This is a genomic window from Saccharopolyspora sp. ID03-671, from assembly GCF_045278815.1.
In the GTDB taxonomy this organism is placed as follows: Bacteria; Actinomycetota; Actinomycetes; order Mycobacteriales; family Pseudonocardiaceae; genus Saccharopolyspora; species Saccharopolyspora ipomoeae.
In genome coordinates, this window is sequence record NZ_CP134054.1 from 4,980,477 (window position 1) to 5,005,078 (window position 24,602).

20 protein-coding genes, 1 pseudogene and 1 riboswitch are annotated in these 24,602 nt (G+C 71.2%); of the genes and pseudogenes, 15 read left to right on the forward strand and 6 right to left on the reverse strand.

Going from position 1 to position 24,602, the window contains the following annotated elements:
• Window positions 1-135: 135 nt before the first annotated feature.
• Window positions 136-405 (reverse strand): GlsB/YeaQ/YmgE family stress response membrane protein, encoded by a 270-nt coding sequence (locus REH65_RS23095; protein WP_281454853.1) that lies wholly within the window; start codon window positions 403-405, stop codon window positions 136-138.
• Window positions 406-507: 102 nt separating this feature from the next.
• Between REH65_RS23095 and dxr the strand changes: the two genes are divergently transcribed.
• From dxr to map, 7 genes and pseudogenes are all read left to right on the forward strand, one after another.
• Window positions 508-1,749, forward strand: coding sequence for a 1-deoxy-D-xylulose-5-phosphate reductoisomerase (dxr, locus tag REH65_RS23100; protein WP_406689053.1), 1,242 nt, complete (start codon window positions 508-510; stop codon window positions 1,747-1,749).
• Entirely contained in the window at window positions 1,750-3,033 is a 1,284-nt protein-coding gene (locus REH65_RS23105; RefSeq protein WP_281454851.1) for a site-2 protease family protein, read from the forward strand. It begins immediately after the preceding gene.
• Window positions 3,034-3,326: 293 nt separating this feature from the next.
• Window positions 3,327-4,481, forward strand: coding sequence for a flavodoxin-dependent (E)-4-hydroxy-3-methylbut-2-enyl-diphosphate synthase (ispG, locus tag REH65_RS23110; RefSeq protein WP_281454850.1), 1,155 nt, complete (start codon window positions 3,327-3,329; stop codon window positions 4,479-4,481).
• 153 nt (window positions 4,482-4,634) lie between these two features.
• Window positions 4,635-5,472 (forward strand): annotated as a pseudogene (locus REH65_RS23115) (GNAT family N-acetyltransferase).
• Between the two features lie 88 nt (window positions 5,473-5,560).
• Window positions 5,561-7,345, forward strand: a complete 1,785-nt coding sequence (locus REH65_RS23120; protein WP_406689054.1) for a penicillin-binding transpeptidase domain-containing protein — start codon at window positions 5,561-5,563, stop codon at window positions 7,343-7,345.
• 405 nt (window positions 7,346-7,750) lie between these two features.
• Window positions 7,751-8,140: a type II toxin-antitoxin system VapC family toxin gene (locus REH65_RS23125; protein WP_281454847.1), complete on the forward strand. Its 390-nt coding sequence runs from the start codon at window positions 7,751-7,753 to the stop codon at window positions 8,138-8,140.
• 99 nt (window positions 8,141-8,239) lie between these two features.
• Entirely contained in the window at window positions 8,240-9,097 is an 858-nt protein-coding gene (gene map / locus REH65_RS23130; protein WP_406689055.1) for a type I methionyl aminopeptidase, read from the forward strand.
• Here map and REH65_RS23135 read toward each other — a convergent pair.
• Window positions 9,084-9,581 (reverse strand): DUF6346 domain-containing protein, encoded by a 498-nt coding sequence (locus tag REH65_RS23135; RefSeq protein WP_406689056.1) that lies wholly within the window; start codon window positions 9,579-9,581, stop codon window positions 9,084-9,086. The two genes, map and REH65_RS23135, sit on opposite strands and share 14 nt — an antisense overlap.
• A gap of 369 nt (window positions 9,582-9,950) precedes the next feature.
• Here REH65_RS23135 and REH65_RS23140 point away from each other — a divergent pair, with 369 nt between their 5' ends.
• The 3 genes from REH65_RS23140 (at window position 9,951) to REH65_RS23150 (ending at window position 12,592) form a co-directional block, all read left to right on the forward strand.
• Window positions 9,951-11,498, forward strand: coding sequence for a cobyric acid synthase (locus REH65_RS23140; RefSeq protein WP_406689057.1), 1,548 nt, complete (start codon window positions 9,951-9,953; stop codon window positions 11,496-11,498).
• A 66-nt stretch (window positions 11,499-11,564) separates the two neighbouring features.
• Window positions 11,565-11,816, forward strand: a complete 252-nt coding sequence (locus REH65_RS23145; protein ID WP_406689058.1) for a type II toxin-antitoxin system Phd/YefM family antitoxin — start codon at window positions 11,565-11,567, stop codon at window positions 11,814-11,816.
• 44 nt (window positions 11,817-11,860) lie between these two features.
• A complete protein-coding gene (locus REH65_RS23150) occupies window positions 11,861-12,592 on the forward strand; it encodes a Type 1 glutamine amidotransferase-like domain-containing protein (protein ID WP_406689059.1) in 732 nt (243 codons plus the stop codon).
• A 9-nt stretch (window positions 12,593-12,601) separates the two neighbouring features.
• Here the strand turns inward: REH65_RS23150 and REH65_RS23155 are convergent, their stop codons facing one another.
• The 3 genes from REH65_RS23155 to REH65_RS23165 form a co-directional block, all read right to left on the reverse strand.
• Window positions 12,602-13,999, reverse strand: coding sequence for a mycothione reductase (locus tag REH65_RS23155; RefSeq protein WP_406689060.1), 1,398 nt, complete (start codon window positions 13,997-13,999; stop codon window positions 12,602-12,604).
• Window positions 14,000-14,013: 14 nt separating this feature from the next.
• Entirely contained in the window at window positions 14,014-15,012 is a 999-nt protein-coding gene (locus REH65_RS23160) for a VanZ family protein (protein WP_406689061.1), read from the reverse strand.
• 120 nt (window positions 15,013-15,132) lie between these two features.
• The gene (locus REH65_RS23165) at window positions 15,133-15,678 is read right to left on the reverse strand and encodes a YbhB/YbcL family Raf kinase inhibitor-like protein (RefSeq protein ID WP_281454835.1); all 546 of its coding nucleotides are present in this window, start codon (window positions 15,676-15,678) and stop codon (window positions 15,133-15,135) included.
• A 193-nt stretch (window positions 15,679-15,871) separates the two neighbouring features.
• On the opposite strand from REH65_RS23165, the gene REH65_RS23170 reads away from it, so the two are divergent.
• From REH65_RS23170 to REH65_RS23190, 5 genes are all read left to right on the forward strand, one after another.
• On the forward strand, window positions 15,872-16,840 hold the full coding sequence (locus tag REH65_RS23170; protein WP_406689062.1) for a sugar kinase: 969 nt from the start codon (window positions 15,872-15,874) through the stop codon (window positions 16,838-16,840).
• Window positions 16,841-16,843: 3 nt separating this feature from the next.
• Window positions 16,844-17,437, forward strand: a complete 594-nt coding sequence (locus REH65_RS23175; RefSeq protein ID WP_406689063.1) for a bifunctional 4-hydroxy-2-oxoglutarate aldolase/2-dehydro-3-deoxy-phosphogluconate aldolase — start codon at window positions 16,844-16,846, stop codon at window positions 17,435-17,437.
• 222 nt (window positions 17,438-17,659) lie between these two features.
• Window positions 17,660-18,571, forward strand: coding sequence for a D-isomer specific 2-hydroxyacid dehydrogenase family protein (locus REH65_RS23180; protein ID WP_406689064.1), 912 nt, complete (start codon window positions 17,660-17,662; stop codon window positions 18,569-18,571).
• 49 nt (window positions 18,572-18,620) lie between these two features.
• Window positions 18,621-18,809, forward strand: a riboswitch (cobalamin riboswitch).
• 25 nt (window positions 18,810-18,834) lie between these two features.
• On the forward strand, window positions 18,835-22,512 hold the full coding sequence (gene cobN, locus REH65_RS23185) for a cobaltochelatase subunit CobN (protein WP_406689065.1): 3,678 nt from the start codon (window positions 18,835-18,837) through the stop codon (window positions 22,510-22,512).
• Window positions 22,513-22,755: 243 nt separating this feature from the next.
• Window positions 22,756-23,559 carry a S1 family peptidase gene (locus REH65_RS23190; RefSeq protein WP_406689066.1) on the forward strand — a complete coding sequence of 268 codons (804 nt, stop codon included), beginning with the start codon at window positions 22,756-22,758 and terminating at the stop codon, window positions 23,557-23,559.
• 16 nt (window positions 23,560-23,575) lie between these two features.
• Here REH65_RS23190 and REH65_RS23195 read toward each other — a convergent pair whose 3' ends face one another.
• On the reverse strand, window positions 23,576-24,472 hold the full coding sequence (locus REH65_RS23195; protein WP_406689067.1) for a LysR substrate-binding domain-containing protein: 897 nt from the start codon (window positions 24,470-24,472) through the stop codon (window positions 23,576-23,578).
• Window positions 24,473-24,602 lie beyond the last annotated feature (130 nt).

Consider the following 24,602-nt stretch of genomic DNA (forward strand, 5'->3'; position numbering starts at 1 on the left):
GGACGGCGATCCACGATCGCCCTCATCCTCGCACACCCGATCGGGGCCCGGTCGGCCACCTGCCCGGCATCAGCAGCGAAAAAGGTGCCGCGCGAACCCGGCTCGCGCGGCACCCCGGTGAACGGTGAGCGGTGACTACCCCTTGACCGCCTTGCGACCGACGATCACGCGGTAGATGCCGAGGACGACGACCGATCCGATGATCGCCACGATCCAGGTCTGCAGCGACCAGAACGTCTCGAGGCCGATGCCGAAGAGCCACTGACCGAGCAGTCCGCCGAGGAAGGCCCCGACGACTCCGAGCAGCATGGTGACGATGATGCCGCCCGGGTCCTTGCCCGGCATGATCAGCTTCGCGATGGCCCCCACGATCAAGCCGAGAACGATCCATCCGATGATGCCCATGACGGCCTCCTTCATTCGTCAGGCAGCGCCGATACCCCGATCGTGACGCCCGAAGGTGATTTGTGCACCGCGAGGGGCACCGGCTCACCTCCTTCGGGGACAATGGCGTCGATGCACGCGGACACCAGCACACAGAGCGACACCCCGCGCACCGTTCTGGTGCTCGGATCGACCGGTTCCATCGGTACCCAGGCACTCGACGTGATGCGCGACAACCCGGACCGGTTCCGGGTCGTGGGGCTGGCCGCGGGCGGGAGCGACCCGCAGGCGCTGGCCGCGCAGGCGCTGGAGTTCGAGGTCCCGGTCGTGGCCGTGGCCAAGGGCACAGCCGCCGAGGACGTCCAGCTCGCCCTCTACTCCGAGGCGCAGAAGCGGGGCTACGCCGAGGGCGAGTTCAAGCTCCCCCGGCTGCTGGCCGGGCCCGAGTCCGCGCTGGAGCTCATCGAGGCCGCCCCGGCCGACGTGGTGCTCAACGGCGTCGACGGCTCGCGCGGTCTGCGGCTGACGCTGGCCGCCCTGGACACCGGCGCCCAGCTCGCGCTGGCCAACAAGGAATCGCTGGTCGCGGGCGGTGCGCTGGTGCTGGACAAGGCCGCGCCCGGGCAGCTGGTGCCGGTCGACTCCGAGCACTCCGCGCTCGCCCAGTGCCTGCTGGGCAACGACAACGCCGACGTGGACCGGTTGGTGCTGACCGCCTCCGGCGGCCCGTTCCGGGGCCGCAAGCGCGACGAACTCGCCGAGGTCACCGTGCAGCAGGCGCTGGCGCACCCGACGTGGGCGATGGGCAACGTCGTCACGATCAACTCCGCGACCCTGGTCAACAAGGGCCTGGAGCTCATCGAGGCGCACCTGCTGTTCGGCATCGAGTACCCGCGCATCGACGTGGTGGTGCACCCGCAGTCGATCGTGCACTCGATGGTCACCTACACCGACGGCGCCACGATCGCCCAGGCCAGCCCGCCGAACATGAAGATCCCGATCGCGATGGGCCTGGAGTGGCCGCGCCGGGTCCCCGGCGTCGCGCCGCGGCTGGACTTCGCCGACGCCCAGGAGTGGACCTTCGAACCGCTGGACGACGAGACGTTCCCGGCAGTCGAGCTGGCCCGGGCGGCCGGTTCCGGCGGAGGATGCCTGCCCGCCATCTACAACGCGGCGAACGAGGAGGCGCTGGCGGCGTTCGTCGACGGCCGCCTCCGGTTCCCGCAGATCGTGCAGACTGTCAGTGACACGCTCGGGGCAGCCGACCAGTGGCGCGGCGCACCGTCGGAGCTCGACGAGGTCTTCGCGGCCGAGGAGTGGGCGCGGACCCGGGCGCGTGAGCTGGCCGGAGGGAAGGCGGAGTAAGTGCTGGTCGTCGTTGGCATTCTGATCTTCTTCTTCGGGCTGCTGTTCTCCATCGCGTGGCACGAGCTGGGGCACCTGGCGACCGCGAAGATGTTCGGCGTCAAGGTCACCGAGTACATGGTGGGCTTCGGCCGGACCATCTGGTCCCGCAAGAAGGGCGAGACCGAGTACGGGGTGAAGCTCATCCCGTTCGGCGGCTACATCCGCATGATCGGCATGTTCCCGCCGCAGAAGGACGAGGAGATGGGCCGCTCCGCTTCGTCCTCGCCGTTCCGGGCGATGATCGACGACGCGCGGCAGATGTCGGCCGAGGACGTCAAGCCCGAGGACGCGCACCGGCAGTTCTACCAGCGCTCGCCGTGGAAGCGGATCATCGTGATGATGGCCGGCCCGGTGATGAACCTGATCCTGGCGGTCGGCATCTTCGCCGCGATCCTGATGGGGCACGGCCTCAACACCCCGACGCTGACGGTGTCCACGGTCAGCGAGTGCGTGCTGCCCGCCGACGCCCCCGACACGCAGAAGTGCCCGCCCGGCGCGAAGCCCTCGCCGGCCGCCGCGGCCGGGTTCAAGCCGGGTGACCGGATCCTGGAGTTCAACGGCAAGCCGTTCCAGACGTGGGAGGACCTCCAGCAGGAGATCCGCACCTCGAAGGGCACGGTCCCGGTGGTGGTCGAGCGCGAGGGGCACCGGCAGACGCTGACCGCCGACCTGATGCAGACCGAGCGGCCCAAGCTGAACTCGACCAGCGAGTACGAGACGGTCGGCTTCCTGGGCTTGTCGCCGACGTCGGTGCTGGTCAAGCAGGACATCGGCGGCGTGGCCAACACGATCGGTGATTTCGTCAGCCTGACCGCGCAGAAGATCGTCGAGCTGCCGCAGCGGATCCCGGACCTGGTCTCGGCCATCTTCGGAGGCGAGCGTCACAAGGACTCGCCGGTGGGCATCGTCGGCGCCAGCCGCCTCGGCGGTGAGGTGCTGGCCACGGACCAGATCGCGGTCGACGACCGGATCATCCTGATGTTCAACCTGCTCGCGGGCGTGAACCTGTCGCTGTTCGTGTTCAACATGCTGCCGTTGCTGCCGCTGGACGGCGGGCACGTCGCGGGCGCGCTGTGGGAGTCGATCCGGCGCGGCTTCGCCAAGCTGGTCAGGCGCCCCGACCCGGGCCCGTTCGACACGGCTCGGCTGATGCCGCTGGCCTACGCGGTCAGCCTGGTGTTCATCGCGTACTCGCTGCTGGTGCTGGTCGCCGACATCGTCAACCCGGTGACGCTGTACTAGCCGCCCGGAGACTTCGCCCTGGAAAGTTCACCGCTGTGGTGGAGGGGGTTCACAGCGGGGGAGGGTGCGTCGGGCTTAGCGACGGCAGTGGTGCGTCGTTGTGAGCGCAAGATCACCGATAGGGTGATCCGCGGCTCGAATTCGTGGGCCGAACGGGACATGAACGGCCGATGTCGATCACCCAACGTGATCCGTCAGACGCCCGGACGTCCAGCCGGATGAAGGTGCGCCGGTATCGTGGAATGCGGGCGGGACACCGTCCGAAGCACACCAGAAGAGGTGGAGAGGTATCGATGACCGTCGATCTGGGCATGCCCGCGGGCCCCGCCCCGGTGCTCGCGGAGCGGCGCAAGACTCGCCAGTTGCAGGTCGGACCGGTCGGAGTGGGCAGCGAGAGCCCCATCTCCGTGCAGACCATGACCACGACCGTCACCGCTGACGTCAACAGCACGCTGCAGCAGATCGCCGAACTCACCGCCGCGGGCTGCGACATCGTCCGGGTCGCGTGCCCGAGCGCCGACGACGCCGAAGCCCTGCCGGCCATCGCGAAGAAGTCGCAGATCCCGGTCATCGCCGACATTCACTTCCAGCCGAAGTACGTCTTCGCGGCGATCGAAGCGGGTTGCGCGGCGGTGCGCGTGAACCCCGGCAACATCAAGAAGTTCGACGACAAGGTCAAGGAGATCGCGCAGGCCGCCAAGGACCACGGCACGCCGATCCGGATCGGCGTCAACGCCGGTTCCCTCGACCCGCGCCTGATGGAGAAGTACGGGAAGGCCACCCCCGAGGCGCTGGCCGAGTCGGCGCTGTGGGAAGCGGGCCTGTTCGCCGAGCACGACTTCCACGACATCAAGATCTCGGTGAAGCACAACGACCCGGTGGTCATGGTGCGCGCCTACGAGATCCTCGCCGAGCAGTGCGACTACCCGCTGCACCTCGGTGTCACCGAGGCCGGCCCGGCCTTCCAGGGCACCATCAAGTCGGCGACCGCCTTCGGCGCGCTGCTGCGCCAGGGCATCGGCGACACGATCCGCGTCTCCCTGTCGGCCCCGCCGGTCGAGGAGATCAAGGTCGGTGCCCAGATCCTGCAGTCGCTGAACCTGCGGCCGCGCAAGCTGGAGATCGTCTCCTGCCCGTCCTGCGGACGCGCCCAGGTCGACGTTTACAAGCTCGCCGACGAGGTCACCGCCGGTCTGGAGGGCATGGAGGTGCCGCTGCGCGTCGCGGTCATGGGCTGCGTCGTCAACGGCCCCGGTGAGGCCCGCGAGGCCGACCTGGGCGTGGCCTCCGGCAACGGCAAGGGCCAGATCTTCGTCAAGGGCGAGGTCATCAAGACCGTGCCCGAGCACCAGATCGTCGAGACCCTGATCGAAGAGGCCATGCGCATCGCCGAGGACATGGGCGAGACCGTGGAGGAGGGCGCGAGCCCGACCGTCACCGTCAGCTGACTCCCGCACCGATCAGCCGCCCGGACGCGCTCCGGGCGGCTGATCCGTTTCCACGGCGTTTCCGCTGCTCCGAACGGGTGAGCACGGCCGTGCCGGATGTGGTGGATCTCCACCGGTCAGCCGTTAGCGTGGCATTTCTGGCAGTCTTGGCTGGTGCTCAAGGTTGCCGGTGCCCGCCTGCTGGAGGAACGCGACGCGAACCTGGTCCGCTCCGTGCTGGACTCCGCGCCCGTCGCCGCCTGCATGGTCGCCGCGCGCGTCGAGGAGGCCGGGGTGCACCCGCTGCGCCTCGGCGGCGAGCTCTGGGGCCACGGAACCCGGCTGACCGGCATGTGCTTCTCCGGGGCGAACCTGGTCCCGCTGCGCGGTGGCGCGGACGCGATGCGGGCGTTCGCCGACCGCGCGCTGCGCCGCCGCCGGGTGTGCTCCTCGCTGGTCGGACCCGCCGAGCAGGTGCTGATGCTGTGGGACGAGGTCGAGGCCCAGTGGGGTCCCGCCCGGGAGGTCCGCGCGGAGCAGCCGCTCATGGTGCTCTCCGAGCGCCCCGCGCGTGCAGCCGGACCCGCTGGTGCGCCCGGTGCGGCTGGAGGAGCTGGAGCGCTACCTGCCGGCCGCGGTAGCCATGTTCACCGAGGAGGTCGGCGTCGACCCCTCCACCGACGGCGGCGGTGCGGGCTACCGGGCGCGGGTGGCCGATCTCATCACCTCCGGGCGGGCGTTCGCGCGCTTCGAGGACGGCGAGGTCGTGTTCAAGGCCGAGATCGGGGCGCTGTCGTCGACGGTCGGCCAGATCCAGGGCGTCTGGGTGCACCCGGACCGCCGCAGCACGGGCCTGGGCACCGCGGGCACCGCGGCGGTCGCCGACCGGCTGGTGCGGGGGCTGGGGCGGACCGCGAGCCTGTACGTCAACGATTTCAACGTCGCCGCCCGGGCCGCTTACGAGAAGGTCGGCTTCCGCCGCGTCGGGGAGTTCGCGACCGTCCTGCTGTGACCTGAACCGGACGTCCCCGTGACGGTTTTCGCCCGGTGTGCCGGAACCCGGATTCGGTGCCGCACAAAGGTTCGGCATACTCGCGGGCATGCTTGCCTCGCGGATCATGGTCGGGCTCACCGCACTGCTGCTGGTTCCAGTGGCGGGGTGCAGCACCGGACCATCCGAGAAGGACGTGGCCACCTCGTTCGTCAACGCCGTCGCCGCAGGTGACGCGGCGGGCGCGGCGGCCCAGACCAACAATCCCGACGCCGCGCGCCGCGGACTGGAGCAGGCGCGCAAGACCCTCGCCCCGACCGCTTCGCACGCCGCTCTCGGCCAGGTCACCGAGAACGAGCAGGGCGCGTCGGCGAAGGTCGATCTCTCCTGGGACTTCGGCGAGGGCAAGGTCTGGCGCTACACCAGCACCGTGCAGCTCGTCGACGAGTCCGAGGGCTGGAAGGTGCTGTGGGCGCCGTCGGTGCTGCACCCCGACCTCAAGCCCGGTCAGACGCTCGCCTACAGCGAGGTGCTGCCCGCTCCCGGAGCCGTGACGGGATCCGAGGGCCGGCAGCTGATGGGGCCGGAGCCGGTGGTGACGGTCAGCCTCAACGGCCAGGAGGCCGGTGACGTTCCGGGCGTGGCCGGGAAGCTGGCCCAGGCGCTGAGCCCGATCGAACCGGCGATCACCCAGCAGTCCATCGTCGAGGGAGTCGGCAAGACCCCGCCCGGCCAGCCGTACCAGGTCGTCACGCTGCGGCAGGCCGACTACGACAAGGTGCGCGCGAGCATCTACGACCTGCCGGGCGTGCGGTTCCCGGCGCAGATGCGGCTGCTCGCCGCCGAGCGCGGCTACGCCTCCCAGGTGCTGGCGGGCGTCTCGAAGAAGGTCGACGAGCAGGTCAAGGCCAACGCCGGGTGGCAGGTGGCCATCACCGATGGCAAGGGCACCGAGGTCCGCAAGCTGCACACCGTCGCCGAGAAGCCGGTCCCGCCGACCTCGGTGACGCTGTCGGACCGCACCCAGCGCGCCGCCGAGAAGGCGCTGGACCCGATCCCGCAGGCCGCGATGATCGTGGCGATGAAGCCCTCCAACGGCGAGGTGCTGGCGGTCGCGCAGAACGACCCGGCCGACGCGCAGGGCCCGATGGCGCTGTCCGGGCAGTACCCGCCGGGGTCGACGTTCAAGATGGTCACCGGCGCGGCCGCGCTGGAGTCGGGCAAGGTCCGCGCCGACACCCCGGTGGAGTGCCCGGCGAAGAAGGTCTTCGACGGCATGACCCTGCCCAACGACAAGGAGTTCGACCTGGGCCGGGTGCCGCTGCACACGGCGTTCGCCCAGTCCTGCAACACCACGTTCGCGCAGCTGTCGGTGGACCTGCCCGACGACGCGCTGCCGAAGGAGGCCGCGAAGTTCGGCCTGGGCGTGGACTTCGACATGCCGGGCGCGACGACGATCACCGGCAAGGTCACCAACGCCGAGACCGTCACCCAGCACGCGGCGAACGGCATCGGCCAGGGCAAGGTGCTGGCCAGCCCGTTCGGGATGGCGCTGGCCGCGGCGTCGGTGGCCAACGGCGGCATGCCGACGCCGACGCTGATGCGCGGCCAGGAGACCAAGGCCGACGCCACCCCGGAGAAGGTCTCGCCCGCGGCGCTGGACCAGCTCCGCTCGATGATGCGCGAGGTCGTCACCGGCGGGACGGCGCGCGGCCTGGCCGGGTCGGGCGAGGTCCGGGGCAAGACCGGTACCGCGCAGTTCGGCGACGGCACGCACTCGCACGGCTGGTTCGTCGGCTACCGCGACGACGTCGCGTTCGCGGTGCTCATCACCGACGCGGGCGCTTCGGGCCCGTCGGTCGACGCGGCGAAGAGGTTCCTCGGCGGCCTGTGACGGTGGGTCGCCCCTGAGGGTTGATCATCGCGACGCCGCCCGGTTCTCGGAGAGCCGGGCGGCGTCGTCGTTCCCCCGCCCGGCACCGCCGTGCGGGGGAAACGCGGTCGCTTCACGTGATTGGGTGATCACTTAGGGTCAGTTGGGTGCTAGGTTGTAGCCCATCGAGCGCAGCAGCGGGGTCTCGTTGCTGTTCTCGTGGGGTCGTCACCGGTTGAGCGCCACTGACGCGCGATCCGGCCGCCACGCTGCGTTGCGGCTGTGGGCGACGGCGGCCCGGTGTCCGGCCTGTCCGGACGCGCATCGCGCCGCCGCTCCGCCGGCGGCGGGCATCCCCGACGAACCGTGCCGGCAACGCCTCCCCCGAAGGTCGCCGGCGCCGCCCAGGTGTGAACAGGAGTGGTTTTGATCTACTTCGATTCTTCCGCGCTGATCAAGATGATCGCCCCCGAACCGGAGAGCCAGGCGCTGAGCCAGTGGATCCGCGACCGCTGGGAGCAGCCGCGGGTGACCAGCGCGCTGTCCAAGGTCGACGTGCTGCGCAACTTCCGCGAGCAGGGCCCGGCGGCCGAGGACCTGGCCTCGATCGTGGTGTCGAAGCTCGACACGCTGCCCGTGCAGCAGGAGGTGCTCGACAGCGCCAGCGAGCTGCGCGCGGACCTCGGCCCGGTGGAGGCCATCCACCTCGCCTCGGCCTGCGGCATCCGCAACGAGCCGGTGACCTACGTCTCCTACGACCCGGCGCTGCTGGAAGCGGCCAAGGAAGCGGGCCTGGCCACCGCGTCCCCGGCCTGAGAGTCGTTCCGACCGCGTGGGCGGAGTTCCCGCTGAAACTTCGCCCACCCGCGGTTACCGCCCGGAGTCGGGTCCGGTGAGCGTGGTTAGAGTGGGGGCATGCCGGTTCGAGCCCCGTTGAAGCCAGGCGTTGCGACGCCGCGCCGCCAAGTCCCAGCGCACATCGAGCGTCCCGAGTACGTGGACAAACCGGCTCCCCAGCGCAACACCGACCCCGACGTGCAGCCGCCCGAGGTCATCGAGGCGATGCGGTACGCGAGCAAGATCGCGGCGCAGGCCCTGGCTGAGGCGGGCAAGGCGATCGAACCGGGTGTGACCACCGATTCCGTCGACGCCGTGGTGCACGAGTACCTGCTCGACCACGGTGCGTACCCGTCGACGCTGGGTTACCGGGGCTTCCAGAAGTCCTGCTGCACCTCGATCAACGAGGTGATCTGCCACGGCATCCCGGACTCCACGATCATCGAGGACGGCGACATCGTCAACGTCGACGTCACCGGCTTCATCGGCGGCGTGCACGGCGACACGAACGCGACGTTCCTGGCGGGCGACGTCTCCGAGGAGGCCCGCCTGCTGGTCGAGCGCACCCACGAGGCGACGATGCGCGGCATCAAGGCCGCCAAGCCGGGCCGCCAGCTCAACGTGATCGGTCGCGTCATCGAGTCCTACGCCAAGCGCTTCGGCTACGGCGTGGTCCGCGACTTCACGGGCCACGGCATCGGCCGCTCGTTCCACAGCGGACTGGTGATCCTGCACTACGACGAGCCGTCGGTGCAGACCGTCCTCGAACCCGGCATGACCTTCACCATCGAGCCGATGATCACCCTCGGCACCCACGAGTACGACATGTGGGACGACGGCTGGACGGTCACCACCAAGGACAAGAGCTGGACCGCCCAGTTCGAGCACACCATCCTCATCACCGAAGACGGCAACGAAATCCTCACCCAACCCTGAGACGACGGAGGGGCGGTTCTCCCGGAACCGCCTCCACCCGGTCCAGTCGCAGAGTTCGGACCCGAACTGCTTCGCTTGCGGGCGGCCTTCCGCTGCTCCCTCGCCCTCCGGCGTGCTGCTTTGACCTCCGCAGTTCCTTGTTGCTGTTGAAACGGCCACCGCCATACCCCCAGGTGAGGCGCTTCTCCTTTCCCACGTCATCTGGGGTGAAGAAGTTCATGTCCAGGTCGGTTGTCCAGGTCTCGCTGGTTTCATCATCGCGAATCGTGACAGCGCAGTTCCAGTTGCTCCCGAATCCGCGTCTGGTGATAGGGCCGGTGTCTTCGCATGACTGGACATGCGCCGTCGAGTTCGGCTTTTCGTGTTTCTGCGGGAAGGAGAAGACGACTGTCGGCCACAACATCAGGATGGCCGCCGTGACTGTGAGCCCACCGATCAGCTTCGTCAGTCGGACCGCGAGGTTGTTCGAGTTCCACAGTCCCATGACGTAGGAGATTCCTTTCTCACTTGAAGCTCAGCCCACGCGTCCTTCGCAGCGCTGGCGTGCTGCCTTCCAAACCCCGCCCGGTGCCTTGAATCGCATGGTTGTCCGGGGTCTTTTGGGGTCATCGCCCGCGTAGCGGTGGGGGATGCGGTTCTCGACGAATGCGAGGGTGGCACTGCCGCCGACGAACTGCTGCCCGACCTCGGCCATCTGACCTGCAGCTTGGCGTTGTAGTCGTCAGGTGTGGTCATCGGAATCCGTGGGGTCGGAGTGGTCGGGCCAACCGGGAGAGTAGTTGAGGCGATTCGTCCTGTGTCCGGGTTTCGGGGGTTGGTCCCCGTGCCAGGTGCATGGGGTAGGAACGTGGTTGTGAATGCGCTGTTGGTCGCTGGGACGACGTCGGATGCTGGGAAGAGCGTGGTGACCGCTGGGATCTGCCGGTGGTTGGCCCGGTCCGGGGTTCGGGTGGCGCCGTTCAAGGCGCAGAACATGTCGAACAACTCCGTCGTCACGCCCGATGGCGGGGAGATCGGGCGGGCGCAGGCGGTGCAGGCCGCGGCGTGCGGGATCGAGCCCTCGGTGCGGTTCAACCCGGTGCTGCTCAAGCCCGGCAGCGACCGGCAGTCGCAGGTCGTGGTGCTGGGGCGGGTCGCCGGTGAGGTGACCGCGATGTCCTACCGGGAGCGCAAGGCCGCGCTGCTGGAAACCGTCTCGTCCACTTTGGATGATCTGCGGCGCGACTACGACCACGTGATCTGCGAAGGGGCCGGGTCGCCCGCGGAGATCAACCTGCGGGCCAGCGACATCGCCAACATGGGGCTCGCGCAGGCCGCGCGGCTGCCGGTGGTCGTCGTCGGCGACATCGACCGGGGCGGCGTGTTCGCGCAGCTCTTCGGCACCCTGTCGCTGCTCGACGCCGCCGATCAGGCGCTGGTCGCCGGATTCGTGATCAACAAGTTCCGCGGCGACCCCGAGCTGCTGCGGCCGGGCCTGGACCAGCTGCGGGCGCTGACCGGGCGGCCCGTGCACGGAGTGCTGCCGTGGGCCGAGGACCTGTGGCTCGACGCCGAGGACTCGCTGTCCTACGTCGCCGACGGCGTCGTGGGCCGACCGGCACCGCCGCGCGGCGGGCAGTGGCTGCGGGTCGCCGTGCCCCGGCTGCCCCGGATCTCCAACGCCACCGACGTCGAGGCGCTCGCCGCCGAACCCGGCGTGGCCGTGCGGTTCGTGACCGAGCCGTCGAGGCTGTCCGACGCCGACCTGGTTGTGCTGCCCGGGTCGAAGGCGACCGTCGCCGACCTGGCCTGGCTGCGGGAGACCGGGCTTGCCGAAGCGATCCGCGAGCACGCGCGCGCCGGACTGCCGGTCGCCGGGATCTGCGGCGGGTTCCAGATGCTGTCCCAGCGCATCCACGACGAGGTCGAGTCCCGCACCGGCGCGGTCGACGGCCTCGGCCTCCTCGACCTGGAGATCGACTTCGCGCCGGACAAGACCCTGGCCACACCGCGCGGGGCCGCCTTCGGCGAGGCCGTCGCGGGGTACGAGATCCACCACGGCGTCGCGGTCCGGCGCGGCGACCTGCCGCCGCTGGTGACCCTGCCCGACGGTGAAGGGGAGGGCGGCATCTCGGGTCCCGTCCTGGGCACGCACTGGCACGGCCTGTTCGAGAACGACGCGTTCCGCCGCGAGTTCCTGACCTGGGCGGCGCTGCGTGCCGGACGCGACGGGTTCCGGGCGGCCGAGGACACCGTCTTCGCCGACATCCGCGCCGCCCAGCTCGACCTGCTCGGCGATCTCGTCGCCCGGCACCTCGACACCGACGCGCTGCGCAGGCTCCTCGACGACGGCCCGCCGAAGGGGCTGCCGCAGGTGCGCGCTTCACTGGGCCAGATGTCGCGTTCGTCGGTTTCGGACTAGGTAGAACCGCCCACACCACTACCCGAAATGGTCTCAACATCCGTGTGATGCGGGTAACTTGTCGGCATGGCTGTTGAGTTTTCCGTGGACGAAGCCCGCGAGCGGCTGACCGAGCTGATCGACCGCGCCGAGGCCGGCGAGCACGTCGTGATCACGCGCTTCGGCGCGCCCGCCGTGTCGCTGGAACCGTCACCCGTGCCCGCGCAGCGCGGCGGTGCCTTCGCCGCCGGCGTCGTCGCCGCCTCGTGGGTCGCCCCGCACGACGGCGGGACCTTCGACGTGGGGACCGACTACTGGTCCGATCCGGGGACCGCGTGAGCGAGCGGCGCCGATGCTCCCGCCGAGCCGGATAGCCTCCGCCCATGCCCGCTGACGCCCCGACGATCCTCGCCACCAGCGGTGGTCTGCGCGCGGCGCAGCGCCTGCAGTGGGAGGTCGCTCCGCTCACCCGGCACGCCGTCGACCTCGCCGGGACCAGCGGCCGCGCGCCGCGCGTGTGCCTGCTGGCCACCGCCGTCGGCGACGACCCGAAGACGATCAGCACCTTCTACGCCAACGCGGCCGCCGAGGGGTGGCAGGCCAGTCACCTGGCGCTGTTCCCGATGCCGAACCTGGCCGAGGTGCGGGAACACCTGCTGAGCAGGGACGTCGTGTGGGTGTGGGGCGGCAGCGTCGCCGGGCTGCTGGCGATGTGGCGGCTGCACGGGCTCGACGAGATCTTCCGCGAGGCGTGGCAGGCGGGGGTGGTGCTCACCGGGGTGTCGGCCGGATCGATCTGCTGGCACATCGGCGGCACCACCGACTCGTTCGGCCCCGACCTGCGGCCGATCACCGACGGGCTCGGCCTGCTGCCGCACTCCAACGGCGTGCACTACGACAGCGAGCCGCAGCGGCGCCCGCTGTTCCAGCGGCTCATCGCCGAGGGCGCGCTGCCGCCCGGCTACGCCACCGACGACGGGGCCGGTCTGCTCTACCGGGGCACCGAGCTCGTCGAAGCGCTCGCCGAGCGGGGTCGGGCCGGGGCCTACCGGGTCGACCGCGGGCCCGACGGGACCGCGGTCGAAACCCCGCTTGACGTGCGACGACTCAGCTGAGCGGCAGGTTCAGCCCAGGGGGAGGTCCAGGAGGGCGTTCTCCAGCAGCTCCGGCATCGCCGGGTGGATCCAGTACTGGCCGCGCGCCATGCTGCGCGCGTCCAGACCGAAGTGCATCGCCTGGATGATCGGCTGCAGCAGCGTCGGCGCCTGCGGGCCGATGATGTGCGCGCCGATCAGCAGCCCGCTGCTCGGGTCGGCCAGCAGCTTGGCGAAACCGGTCGTGTCCTCCATCGCCCAGCCGTAGGCGATGCCCGCGTAGTCCTGGGTGGAGGTCACGTAGTCGACGCCCTTGTCCCGGGCCTCCCGCTCGGTGAGGCCGACCGAGGCGATCTGCGGACCCGAGAACACCGCGTGCGGCACGAAGCGGTGGTCGGAGGAGATCGGCGCGTCCGGGTGCAGCAGGTTGTGCTGCACGACGCGGGTCTCGTGGTTGGCGACGTGCTTGAGCTCGTGGTCGGAGCTGATGTCGCCGAGCGCCCACACGCCCTCCACCGAGGTGCGCTGGGTGTCGTCGACGGCGATCTTGCCGTCGTCGGTGAGCTCCAGGCCGCCCGCGGCCGCGTCGATCAGGTCCGCGTTGGGGGTGCGGCCCACCGCGACCAGCAGCTCCTCGGCCTCGACGGTCTCCTCGCCGTCCGGGCCCTCCAACTTCAGCCGGACCTGCCCGCCGGCCTTCTCGGCGGCGACGACCTTGCGGTGGAGCCGCAGGTCCCAGCGCCGGTCGGCGATCTCGGTGAACCGGGCCGAGACGTCCTCGTCTTCGGCGCGCAGCACGCGGCCGGACCGGCCGATCATGGTGACCCGCACGCCGAGGGAGCTGAAGACGTGCGCGAACTCGGCGCCGATGAACCCGGTGCCCATGATGATCATGCTGCTGGGCAGCTCGTCCAGGCGCATCACGGTGTCGCTGGTGCGCACCTCCACCTGGTCCAGGCCGGGGACGGCCGGGATGACCGGGCGGCCGCCCGCGGCCACCACGAACCGGTCGGCGGTGATCGTCTCGGCGCCGTCGGCGGTCTGCACCGTGAGCTGCTTGACGTCGGTGAACCGGGCGTTGCCGGTCAGCAGCGTGACGTTGGGCGAGCCCTCCGCGCGGTACTGGCGACCTCCTTCGGAGATCGGGTCGATGCGGCCGAAGATCCGGTCCCGGATCTCCGGCCAGCGCACGCCCCGGCGCTCCAGGTCGACCCCCAGCCCGGCACCGGCGTCGGGGGCGCCGGCGATGTCCGCGGTGTGCACGAACATCTTCGTCGGGATGCAGCCGACGTTGAGGCAGGTGCCGCCGTAGGCGTCGTTCGGGCCGATGCCCTTCTCGACGATGGCCACGTTCCAGTCGGCGAACCGGTCGTCGAGGATCGAGTTGCCGGAGCCGGAGCCGATGATGACTAGGTCGAAGTGCCGCACGGTTCCATCCTGCCTCACGGGGTGCGGGCCGTCGCCGGTCCGCGGACGTCGGTCAGTTCCAACCCGGCGAGCCTGCCGGTGATTCCGCGCGGATCTGTGATTCCGCGCTGGTTCCGGAGCGCGCCGAGAGCGTGCCCGGCGCACCACAGCACGCCGAGCGCTGCGCCGGGCGCACCGCGCACCAGCTCGCAGCCCGCCTGCAGCAGCGCGAGGCCACCGGTCCCCAGCGCCCAGCGCAGCACCACCGACCACCGGTTCGGCGCTCGGGCGCGCAGCAGCACGAGCCGCTGACCTGGTGTGCCGTCCGCGCGCAGGCTCGCGACCAGCAGGATCAGCGCGGGGGCGAGCCAGGTCGCGCCCACCTGCAGCAGCGGCGTGGCCACGACCCCGGACCAGCGCAGCACGGCACCGGTCGCGGTCGCGCAGACCGCGCCCAGCCACCACAGCAGGAGGCCGTCGCAGCTCATCCCCAGCAGCCGTCGACCGGCCGTCACCGGACGTGGCGCACCGGCCGGTCCGGTGACGGGGGAGGGCCGAGGCAGCAGCGGGACCAGCAGGCCGCCGAGCACCGCGCCGAGGGTGTTGGCGAGGACGTCGTCGACGTCGAACACCCGCACCGGGCACGGGAAGCGGAACCACAACCCGGTCAGCTGGGTGACCTCGATGAACACCGACAGGCCCGCCCCGGCCAGCACCGCCACCGGTGGTGCCCGCCGCAGCAGAGCGCCCAGCGGGACGAACAGCGCGACGTTGCAGGCGAACTGCCCTAACCCGACCGCGCTGGACAGCCTCGCCAGCGGTCGCAGCTGCGCCGCGAAGCAGGTCGTCCCCGCAGGCGGCAGCACGTAGCAGGCCAGCGCGATCGCGTAGAGCAGCGCGGCGAAGCGCAGCACGGCCTCTCCCGCGCGCAGCTCGCCGTGCCGCCGGTGCTGACCGGCGACGAACGACGGGAACAGCAGCGCGGCGACACCGGTCGCGATCACGACGGCGGCGGACCCCGGCAGCAGACTCATCTCTCGCACCTCCCCCACTTGTAAAGAGGCGCGAACCCCCTCCGGAAATACATCTCGAACGGGTGAAAACGACGTCGAGCCCGCCCGGAGCGTTCCGGGCGGGCTCGACGAGGACCGGCCTCAGTGCTGGTAGGTGGGGGTGATGACGGCGCGACCGACGGTGTGGAAGGCCAGGTTGAAGCTGACCACCGCCGCCGAGGCGTTCTCGTCCACGCCCAGCTTGTCGGTGTCGACCGCGTGCACCACGAAGTAGTAGCGGTGCGGCCGGTCACCGGGCGGCGGAGCGGCACCGCCGAAGGCGCGCTCGCCCATGTCGTTGGAGACGTGGAACGAACCGGCCGGGATGTTCTGGCCGCTGCGGTTGCCCGCGTCGGTGGCCAGCTCGGTGACGTCGGCCGGGACGTCGACCAGGATCCAGTGCCAGAAACCGCCCGGGATCGGCGCGTCCGGGTCGAAGCAGGTGACCACGAAGCTCTTCGCGGTCTCCGGGAACCCCGACCAGCTCAGCTGCGGCGAGAGGTTCTGACCGTCCGCTCCCATGCCGTCGAAGGCCTGGGCCTTGGACATCGCCCGGCCGTCGGCCACGTCGCTGGAGGTGACGGTGAACTCGGGAACCGCGGGCAGGAACGAGTACGGATCAGGATCGATCGGGCGCTCCAGACTCATGCGAGCATCCTCCTTTTCCTGTGGCTAGGGGGTGATCGTCGGCGATCACCGGGCCCAGCCTAGGAGAACCCACGCGGGCCGAGCGCGCCGGATCTATCGGCTTCGTTGCGCGATGCGCAATGGGGAGTGTGCATCCTGCATCGCGGTGTCGCTAAGCTGTCGCCCGACCCAGTGATGAACGGGAGGACACGTGGTGCAGCCGGGCAACGAGGCCGAGGTGTTGTGCCTGGGCGAGACGATGTCGCTGGTCGCTCCGGCCGCCCCGGCGCCGCTCGAACGAGCCCCCTCCTTCACGCTCTCCGCCGGGGGCGCCGAGTCCAACGTGGCCGTGCACCTGGCCTCGCTCGGGCACCGCGCGCAGTGGGCCGGCCGCGTCGGCGACGACCCGCTCGGACGCCGCCTGGTCGCCTCGATCGCCGCCGCCGGAGTCGACACCGGCCTGGTCGAGGTGCGCGCCGACGCGCCCACCGGCGTCTACTTCAAGGACCCCCGGCCCGAGGGAACCCGCGTGCACTACTACCGCGCGGGTTCGGCCGCCTCCACGATGGATGAGGACTTCCTCGCCGACGAAGTCGTCGACGCCGCGCGCGTCCTGCACATCAGCGGCATCACCCCGGCCCTGTCGGAGGGCTGCGACCGGCTGATCCGGCGGTTGCTGACCCGGCCGCGCCGCGCCCCGATCTCCTTCGACGTCAACCACCGGCCCGCGCTGTGGTCGGCTCGCCGGGCCGCCCCGGTCCTCGCCGAGCTCGCCCAGCTCGCCGACGTGGTCTTCGTCGGCCTCGACGAGGCCGCCGCCCTGTGGGGCGTGAAGACCGCCGATGACGTGCGGGAACTCCTCGACGGACCGGTCACGGTCGTGGTCAAGGACGGTGCCGAGGCGGCCTACGCGCTCGGCGAGCGCAACACCGCCGTGCCCGCGCCGACCGTCGAGGTCGTCGAACCGGTCGGAGCCGGGGACGCCTTCGCCGCCGGGTTCCTCTCCGGCGTGCTGCGCGGCGAGGACGACCAGCGCTGCCTGCGCCGCGGCCACCTGCTGGCCGCGCACAGCCTGCGCAGCACCGAGGACCACGCCGCCGCGCCGGACGCCGAGTCGCTGGAGCGCTGGCTGGGGCTCGACGAACAGCGCTGGGGCGCACTGCGATTCGACGGGAGCGAGTGAGAAGTGCCCTTCCTGGAAGACCTCTTCGCCCGGCCGGTGATGGCGATCCTGCGCGGCATGGACCCGCAGCGGACGGTCGAACTCGCCGAACGCGCCTGGGACCTGGGCATCGACGCCGTCGAGGTGCCGATCGAGACGCCGAAGGCCGAACCGTCGCTGGCCGCCGCCGTGCGCGCCGGAGCCGAGCGCGGCCGCCCGGTCGGCGCGGGCACCATCGTCACCCCCGAGCAGCTGCGCACCGCCCGCGACCTGGGTGCGGCCTTCACCATCGCGCCCGGGCTCGACGCCGAGATCGTGCGGCTCAGCGCCGAACTCGACCTGCCGCACGTGCCCGGCGTCGCCACCCCCAGCGAGATCCAGCAGGCGCTGCGCCTCGGGTTGAGCTGGGTCAAGGCGTTCCCCGCCGCCGAGCTGGGCAGCAGCTGGTTCCGCGCGATGAAGGGCCCGTTCCCCGCGCTGCGCGTGGTCGCCACCGGCGGCATGAACGCCCGCAACGCCCCCGAGTTCCTGGCGGCGGGAGCCGACGTCGTCGCAGTCGGCTCGGCCCTGGAAGATGAAACCCAACTCCCCGCCCTCGCCGACCTCATCGAGAGGTAGGGGAAGTTTTCATGAAAACCTCCCCCAACCCCGGATGAGTTCGACGTGGTGTGGGGAACACCTGGTGACGTTCTCCCACCTCACGGAGGGTCTCGTCGCGTGGTGGGGGAAGTTTTCATGAAAACCTCCCGGTGTCTGGGTGAGGGGAGGTTTTCATGAGAACCGTCCCCACAACCCGGTCGTGGTGGGGTCTCGGGAACGTCGTGTGATGGAGGAGAAGTCGTGAAGGTCCACGTTGGTCCGGTGTCGCAGCCCGATCTGGAGGCCGCCGTGGTGGCGGCGGGGGCCGAGCTGAGCTCCGCCGAGGACGCGAACGCGCTGGTGTGGTTCGGTGCCGAGCCGAACCGGTTCGCCGAGTACGACCGCCCGGGGCTGGAGTGGGTGCAGCTGCCCTCGGCGGGCATCGAGTCCTGGGTGGCCTCCGGGGTGCTGCGCGAGGACCTGACCTTCACCTCCGCCGCGGGCACCTTCGCCCAGACCGTCGCCGAGCACACCCTCGGCCTGATGCTGTCCGGCGCGCGGCAGCTCGCCGCGATGGCGCGGGCCACCACCTGGCAGCGTCCCGAGGGAATGCGCAGCCTCACCGGATCGACCGTCGGCATCATCGGTGCCGGTGGCATCGGCAAGGCGCTGATCGAGATGCTCCGTCCCTTCCAGGTGCGGGTGCTGGCGGTGAACCGCTCCGGCAAGCCGGTGCTGGGCGCCGAGCGGACCTGGCCCGCCGACGACGCCGACGGGATGCGGGAGCTGCTCGCCAATTCGGACTTCGTCGTGGTCGCGGCCCCGGCGACCTCGGCCACCTCGAAGCTCGTCGACGCCGCCGCGCTGGAGACCATGAAGTCCGACGCGTGGCTGATCAACATCGCGCGCGGCTCCCTGGTCGACACCGACGCGCTGGTCGAGGCTCTGGACGCGGGCCGCATCGGCGGTGCCGCGCTCGACGTCACCGATCCGGAGCCGCTGCCCGACGGCCACCCGCTGTTCGGCCACCCGCGCGCGCTGATCTCCCCGCACACGGCCAACCCGCCGCACCTGCAGATGCCGGCCCTGGCACGCCGCGTCGAGGAGAACGTCCGCCGCCACATCGCAGGTCAGCCCCTCCTCGGGCTGGTCGACGTGACCGCCGGGTACTGAGCGGGGAACGAGATCTTTCTCGCGAAATCGCGCGGTGGGTGGTGAGGGGTCTCTCGATCGATAGGATGGCTTCGCCAGTACGGCGGTGACGTGGAGGAACCCGGTGTGAGGCCGGGGCGGTCGCGCCACTGTGACCGGGGAGCGGGCCCCTGGCAGCCACGGCCCTGACAGGCTGGAAGGCGGGGACCCCGCGAGGATCCGGGAGCCAGGAACTCCTGCCGCCGTGACCCCCGCCGGGGCGCGCACCCCGAGAGAGGATCACCGTGAGCGAGCCTGCCCGCGACGCCCGAGTTCTGCTGCTGTCCACTGCGGACACCGACCTGCTGGCCGCCCGCGCCGCCGAGGCCGACTACCGCGTCGCCAACCCCTCCCGGGTGGCCGCCGAGGACGTTCCCGCGCTGCTCGACGGCGTCGACGTCGTGGTCGTGCGCCTGCTCGGCGGCCGTCGCGCCTGGGAGGAGGGCCTGGACGCCGTGCTGGCCTCCGGCCTCCCGACCGTGGCGCTGGGCGGTGAGGCGACCCCGGACGCCGAGCTGATGACGCTGTCCACGGTGCCCGCCGGTGTGTCCACCCAGGCCCTGGCTTACCTGGTCGAAGGCGGTCCGGAGAACCTCGCGCAGCTGGCGAACTTCCTGTCCGACACGGTGCTGCTGACCGGCACCGGGTTCACCGAGCCGCAGTCGATGCCCGAGTTCGGGCTGCACGGCGAGCGCGCCCACGACCCGTCGAAGCCCACGATCGGCGTGGTCTTCTACCGGGCGCACGCCCTGTCGGGCAACACCGCCTTCGTCGACACCCTCGCCGACCAGGTCGAAGCCGCCGGGGCCAACGTCGTGCCGGTGTTCTGCGGTTCGCTGCGCGGCCTGTCCGACGCCGCCGGTCTGCGCGAGCTGCTGGCCGGCTGCGACACCCTGATCGCCACCGTCCTGGCCGCGGGCGGTGCCGTGGCCGCCGACGCCAGCGCGGGCGGCGACGAGGACTCCTGGGACGCGGGTGCGCTGGCCGAGCTCGACATCCCGGTGCTGCAGGGCCTGTGCCTGACGACCAGCCGCGCGGTGTGGGCCGACAGCGACGCCGCGCTGTCGCCGATGGACGCCGCGATGCAGGTCGCGGTGCCGGAGTTCGACGGCCGGTTGATCAGCGTCCCGTTCTCCTTCAAGGAGGAGGGCCCGGAGGGCATCCCGGTCTACGTCGCCGACGCCGAGCGCGCGGCGCGGGTGGCCTCCACCGCGGTGTCGCTGGCGCGGCTGAGGCACGTCGACAATTCCGCCAAGCGCCTCGGCGTCGTGCTCTCGTCCTACCCGACCAAGCACTCCCGCGTCGGCAACGCCGTCGGCCTGGACACCCCGGCCTCCGCGGTGGTGCTGCTGCGCGCGCTGGAGGCCGCGGGCTACGACCTCGGCGGGCTGGACGTGGCCGGCCTGGACGGCGACACCCTCATCCACCGGCTCATCTCCGCAGGTGGGCACGACGTGGAGTGGCTGACCGAGGAGCAGATGGCCGAGGCCGCGATCCGCGTCCCGGCGCCGCGCTACCGCGAGTGGTTCGACGCGCTGCCCGAGGAGCTGCGCGCGTCGATGACCGAGCACTGGGGCGCCCCGCCCGGCAGCCTCTACGTCGACGACGAGGGCTACCTCTACGTCGCCGCGCTGCGCTTCGGCAACGTGGTGATCCTGATTCAGCCGCCGCGCGGGTTCGGCGAGAACCCGATCGCGATCTACCACGACCCGGACCTGCCGCCGTCGCACCAGTACCTGGCCGCCTACCGCTGGCTGGACGAGGAGTTCGGCGCCGACGCGGTGATCCACCTCGGCAAGCACGGCACCCTGGAGTGGCTGCCCGGCAAGGGGCTGGGCCTGGCCGCGGACTGCGCGCCGGACGCGGTGCTGGGCGACATGCCGTTCGTCTACCCGTTCATCGTCAACGACCCGGGCGAGGGCACGCAGGCCAAGCGGCGCGGCCACGCGACCGTGGTCGACCACATGATCCCGCCGATGGCGCGCGCAGACGCCTACGGCGACATCGCCAAGCTGGAGCAGCTGCTCGACGAGTACGCCCTGGTCACAGACCTGGACCCGGAGAAGAAGCCGGCGCTGCGCAACCAGATCTGGGAGCTGATCACCCACGCCGAGCTGCACCACGACCTGCACCAGGAGGGTCAGCCGGACGAGGAGTCCTTCGACGACTTCGTGATGCACGTCGACGGCTACCTGTGCGAGATCAAGGACGTGCAGATCCGCGACGGCCTGCACATCCTCGGCCGTGCGCCGCGCGACGAGGAGCTGGTCAACGACGTGCTGGCGATCCTGCGCGCCAAGCAGGTCTTCGGCGGCACGGTCGGCGCGCTGCCCGGCCTGCGCTCCGCGCTGTCGGTCCACTTCGGACTCGACGAGCAGGCGCTGCTGGCCGAACCCGGTGCGCGCGCGGACGTCCCGGCCGAGCTGACGAAGCTCGTCGAGGGCCCGTCGGCCTCGGCGTCGGACGCGGTGGACCTGCTGGAGTCGTTGGCGCGCAGGCTCGTCGAGGCGCTCGCCGACACCGGCTGGGACGCCGAGCGGGCCGAGGAGGTCGTCACCGGCGTGATCGGCGCCGAGATCGCCGACGTCGGCCGCATCCTGCGGTTCGCCTGCGCCGAGCTGGTGCCGCGGCTGGCGCGCACCACCGACGAGGTCGACAACGTGCTGCACGCGCTCGACGGCGGTTTCGTGCCCGCCGGGCCGTCCGGGTCGCCGACCCGCGGTCTGATCTCGGTGCTGCCGACCGGCCGCAACTTCTACTCGGTGGACCCCAAGGCGATCCCGTCCCGCAACGCCTTCGACGTCGGCTCCGCGCTGGCCGAGTCGCTGATCGCCCGGCACGTCGCCGACACCGGGGAGAACCCGCGCTCGGTCGGCCTGACCGTGTGGGGCACCTCGGCGATGCGGACCCAGGGCGACGACATCGCCGAGATCCTGTGGCTGCTGGGCTGCCGCCCGAAGTGGGACGACGCGTCCCGCCGGGTCACCGGCTTCGAGGTCGTCCCGGTCGCCGAGCTGGGGCGCCCGCGCATCGACGTGGTGGTGCGCATCTCCGGCTTCTTCCGCGACGCGTTCCCGCACGTGGTGTCGCTGATCGACGACGCGGTGCAGACCGTGGCCGTCCTCGACGAGCCCGACGAGGACAACTACGTCGCCGCCCACTACCGCGCCGACAGGGCGGAGCACGGCGACGACCGCCGGGCCTCCACCCGCATCTTCGGCTCGAAGCCGGGCGCCTACGGTGCCGGTCTGCTGCCGCTGATCGACGCCCGCAACTGGCGCAGCGACGCCGACCTCGCCGAGGTCTACGCGACCTGGGGCGGCTACGCCTACGGGCGGGGCCTGGACGGGCGCGAGGCGCGCGGCGACATGGAGACGGCGTTCAAGCGCATCCAGGTGGCGGCCAAGAACGTCGACACCCGCGAGCACGACATCGCCGACTCCGACGACTACTTCCAGTACCACGGCGGCATGGTCGCGATGGTGCGCTCGCTGTCCGGGCAGAACCCGGCCGCCTACGTGGGTGACTCGGCGGTGCCGCACGCGGTCAAGACGCGGACGCTGGGCGAGGAGACCAAGCGGGTCTTCCGGGCCCGGGTGGTCAACCCGAAGTGGATCTCGGCGATGCAGCGCCACGGCTACAAGGGCGCGTTCGAGCTCGCGGCGACCGTGGACTACCTGTTCGGCTTCGACGCCACCGCCGGGGTCGTCGACGACTGGATGTACACCAAGCTGGCCGAGTCCTACGTCTTCGACGAGCAGGTGCAGCAGTTCCTGCGCAACTCCAACCCGTGGGCGCTGCGCGGCATGACCGAGCGCCTGCTGGAGGCCGCCGACCGGGGGCTGTGGGCCGAGCCGGACGAGCAGGTCCTCGACGACCTGCGGTCGGTGTACCTGGAGCTGGAAGGCCAGTTGGAGGACTGATCGTCCGCCCGGGACCGGGGTGCCGGTCCCGGGCGGAATGTACCTTCTCCTGTCTCTCCACAGTGGACTGATGCGGTGGGCCGTTCGGGTGGAAAGTACCGCAGAATTCCACTCGTTCGTGTTGCGCTCACGGTCGAGGTGTATCTGACAGGGGGTTCATCTCCTCTTACTCGTGGACACTTTGGACGAGCCGGAGCGGCGGTCGGACGGCCGCCGGGGAGGCTCCGGGGGAGGAGACGAACCATGTCGGACACGAAATTCGGGGCGCGGGCGGCGGCCGGAACGCTCGCGGCGATGAGCCTGCTCGGCGGGCTGCTGACGACCAGCGCGCACGCCTCCGAGCAGGGCGCGGCCGCACCGCCGATCGTCGGCGGGCAGCAGGCCCCGATCGCCGACCACCCGTGGGTGGTCTTCCTGGCCGACAACCAGGGCAACCAGTTCTGCGGCGGCACGATCGGCGCGGCCAACAAGGTCATCACCGCCGCTCACTGCGTCGAGGGCGAGCAGCCCACGGCGGTCAAGGTCGTCGCGGGCCGCGAGGACAAGTCCACCACCGAGGGCGTCGAAGCCGCGGTCACCGACATCTGGGTGCACCCCGGCTACCAGGACGCCAACACCGGCTCCGACGTCGCGGTGCTGACCCTCGACCAGGAACTGCCCCAGGCCCCGCTGCCGGTCGCCACGCCGGAGGACACCGCCGCCTACGAGCCGGGCAAGATGGCCGCCGTGCTCGGCTGGGGCGCCACCTCCGAGGGCGGCGACGCCTCCGAGACCCTGCAGAAGGCCGAGGTGCCGCTGACCTCGGACGCCGACTGCAAGAAGGCTTACGAGCAGTACGACCCGAAGGCGATGGTCTGCGCCGGGTTCCCCGAAGGCGGCGTGGACAGCTGCCAGGGCGACTCCGGCGGCCCGCTGGTGGTCGACGGCAAGCTCGTCGGCATCGTCTCCACCGGCAACGGCTGCGCCCGGCCGGGAAGCCCGGGCATCTACACCCGCACCGCCGCCTACCAGCCGGACATCCAGGCCCAGCTCACGGCGCAGCGCTGACCACCGGTCGTGCTGATCAAGCCGGGGTCAGCCGCAGTCCGGGGCCGAGTTCCCGGGCCAGGCCGGCGGCCAGCGTCCGGAAGGCCCGGACCTGCGGGTCCGGGTCACCGGCGCGGCTGACCAGCACGCTGTGCTCCCACGGCGCGTCGGCCACCGGCACGCACCGGGTGCCGGGCCACGGGTAGAAGCGCTCGAAGGACTCCAGCGCAGACCCCGCCCCGCGCCCGGCGGCCGCGGTGGCCAGCACCTCGTGCGGGGTGACGGCGTCGTCCCGACCGCGGCGCGGGGCTTCCCCGCCCCGCGCCGCGGTGAAGTACAGGTAGTCGCTGAACGGCCGCGGCGTGCGCTCGGGTAGCCGGATGAACGGCAGGTCGAGCACGTCGGCCAACCGCACCTCGGGCGCGTCGGCCAGTTCCCAGCGGGCCGAGACGACGACGATCCGCCGCTCGGTGGTGAGCACGTCGATCTCGACGCGCTCGTCCTCCGGCGCCGGGCGCACGAAGGCCACGTCCACCCGGTGCTCCAGCAGCGCCGACACGTGCTCGGTGAAGTCCAGCGGCACCAGCCGCAGGTCGATCTCGGGGTGGGCGGTCCGGAACGCCCGCACGGTCGCCGGGGTCAGCTCGGCCGAGCCGTGCCCCATCACGCCGACCCGCAGCACGCCCGGCTGCGCCGTCGCCGCCTCGGCGACGTCCTCGCGGGCGAGCTCGGCGGCGGCCAGGAGCGCTCGCGCGTGCCGCGCGAGCCGGTGCCCGGCGGGCGTCAACCGCACCGGCCCGCGCTCCAGCAACGGCACCCCGAAGTCCTGCTCCAGCTGCTTGACGTGCTCGGTCACGGTCGCCTTCGCCAGGAACAACCGCTCAGCGGCCCGCCCGAAGTGCCCCTCCTCGGCCACCGCGAGCAAAGTCTCCAACCGCCGGAACTCCATACGAGCAAGCTACGACCGGCGATACCCCGAAACCAGCGAAAGAGGCACGCATAACGACGAACCCCCGCAGCATCAGCGGCTTCGAAGCTGAGCCGATCGTGGAGAACCCGCGAAC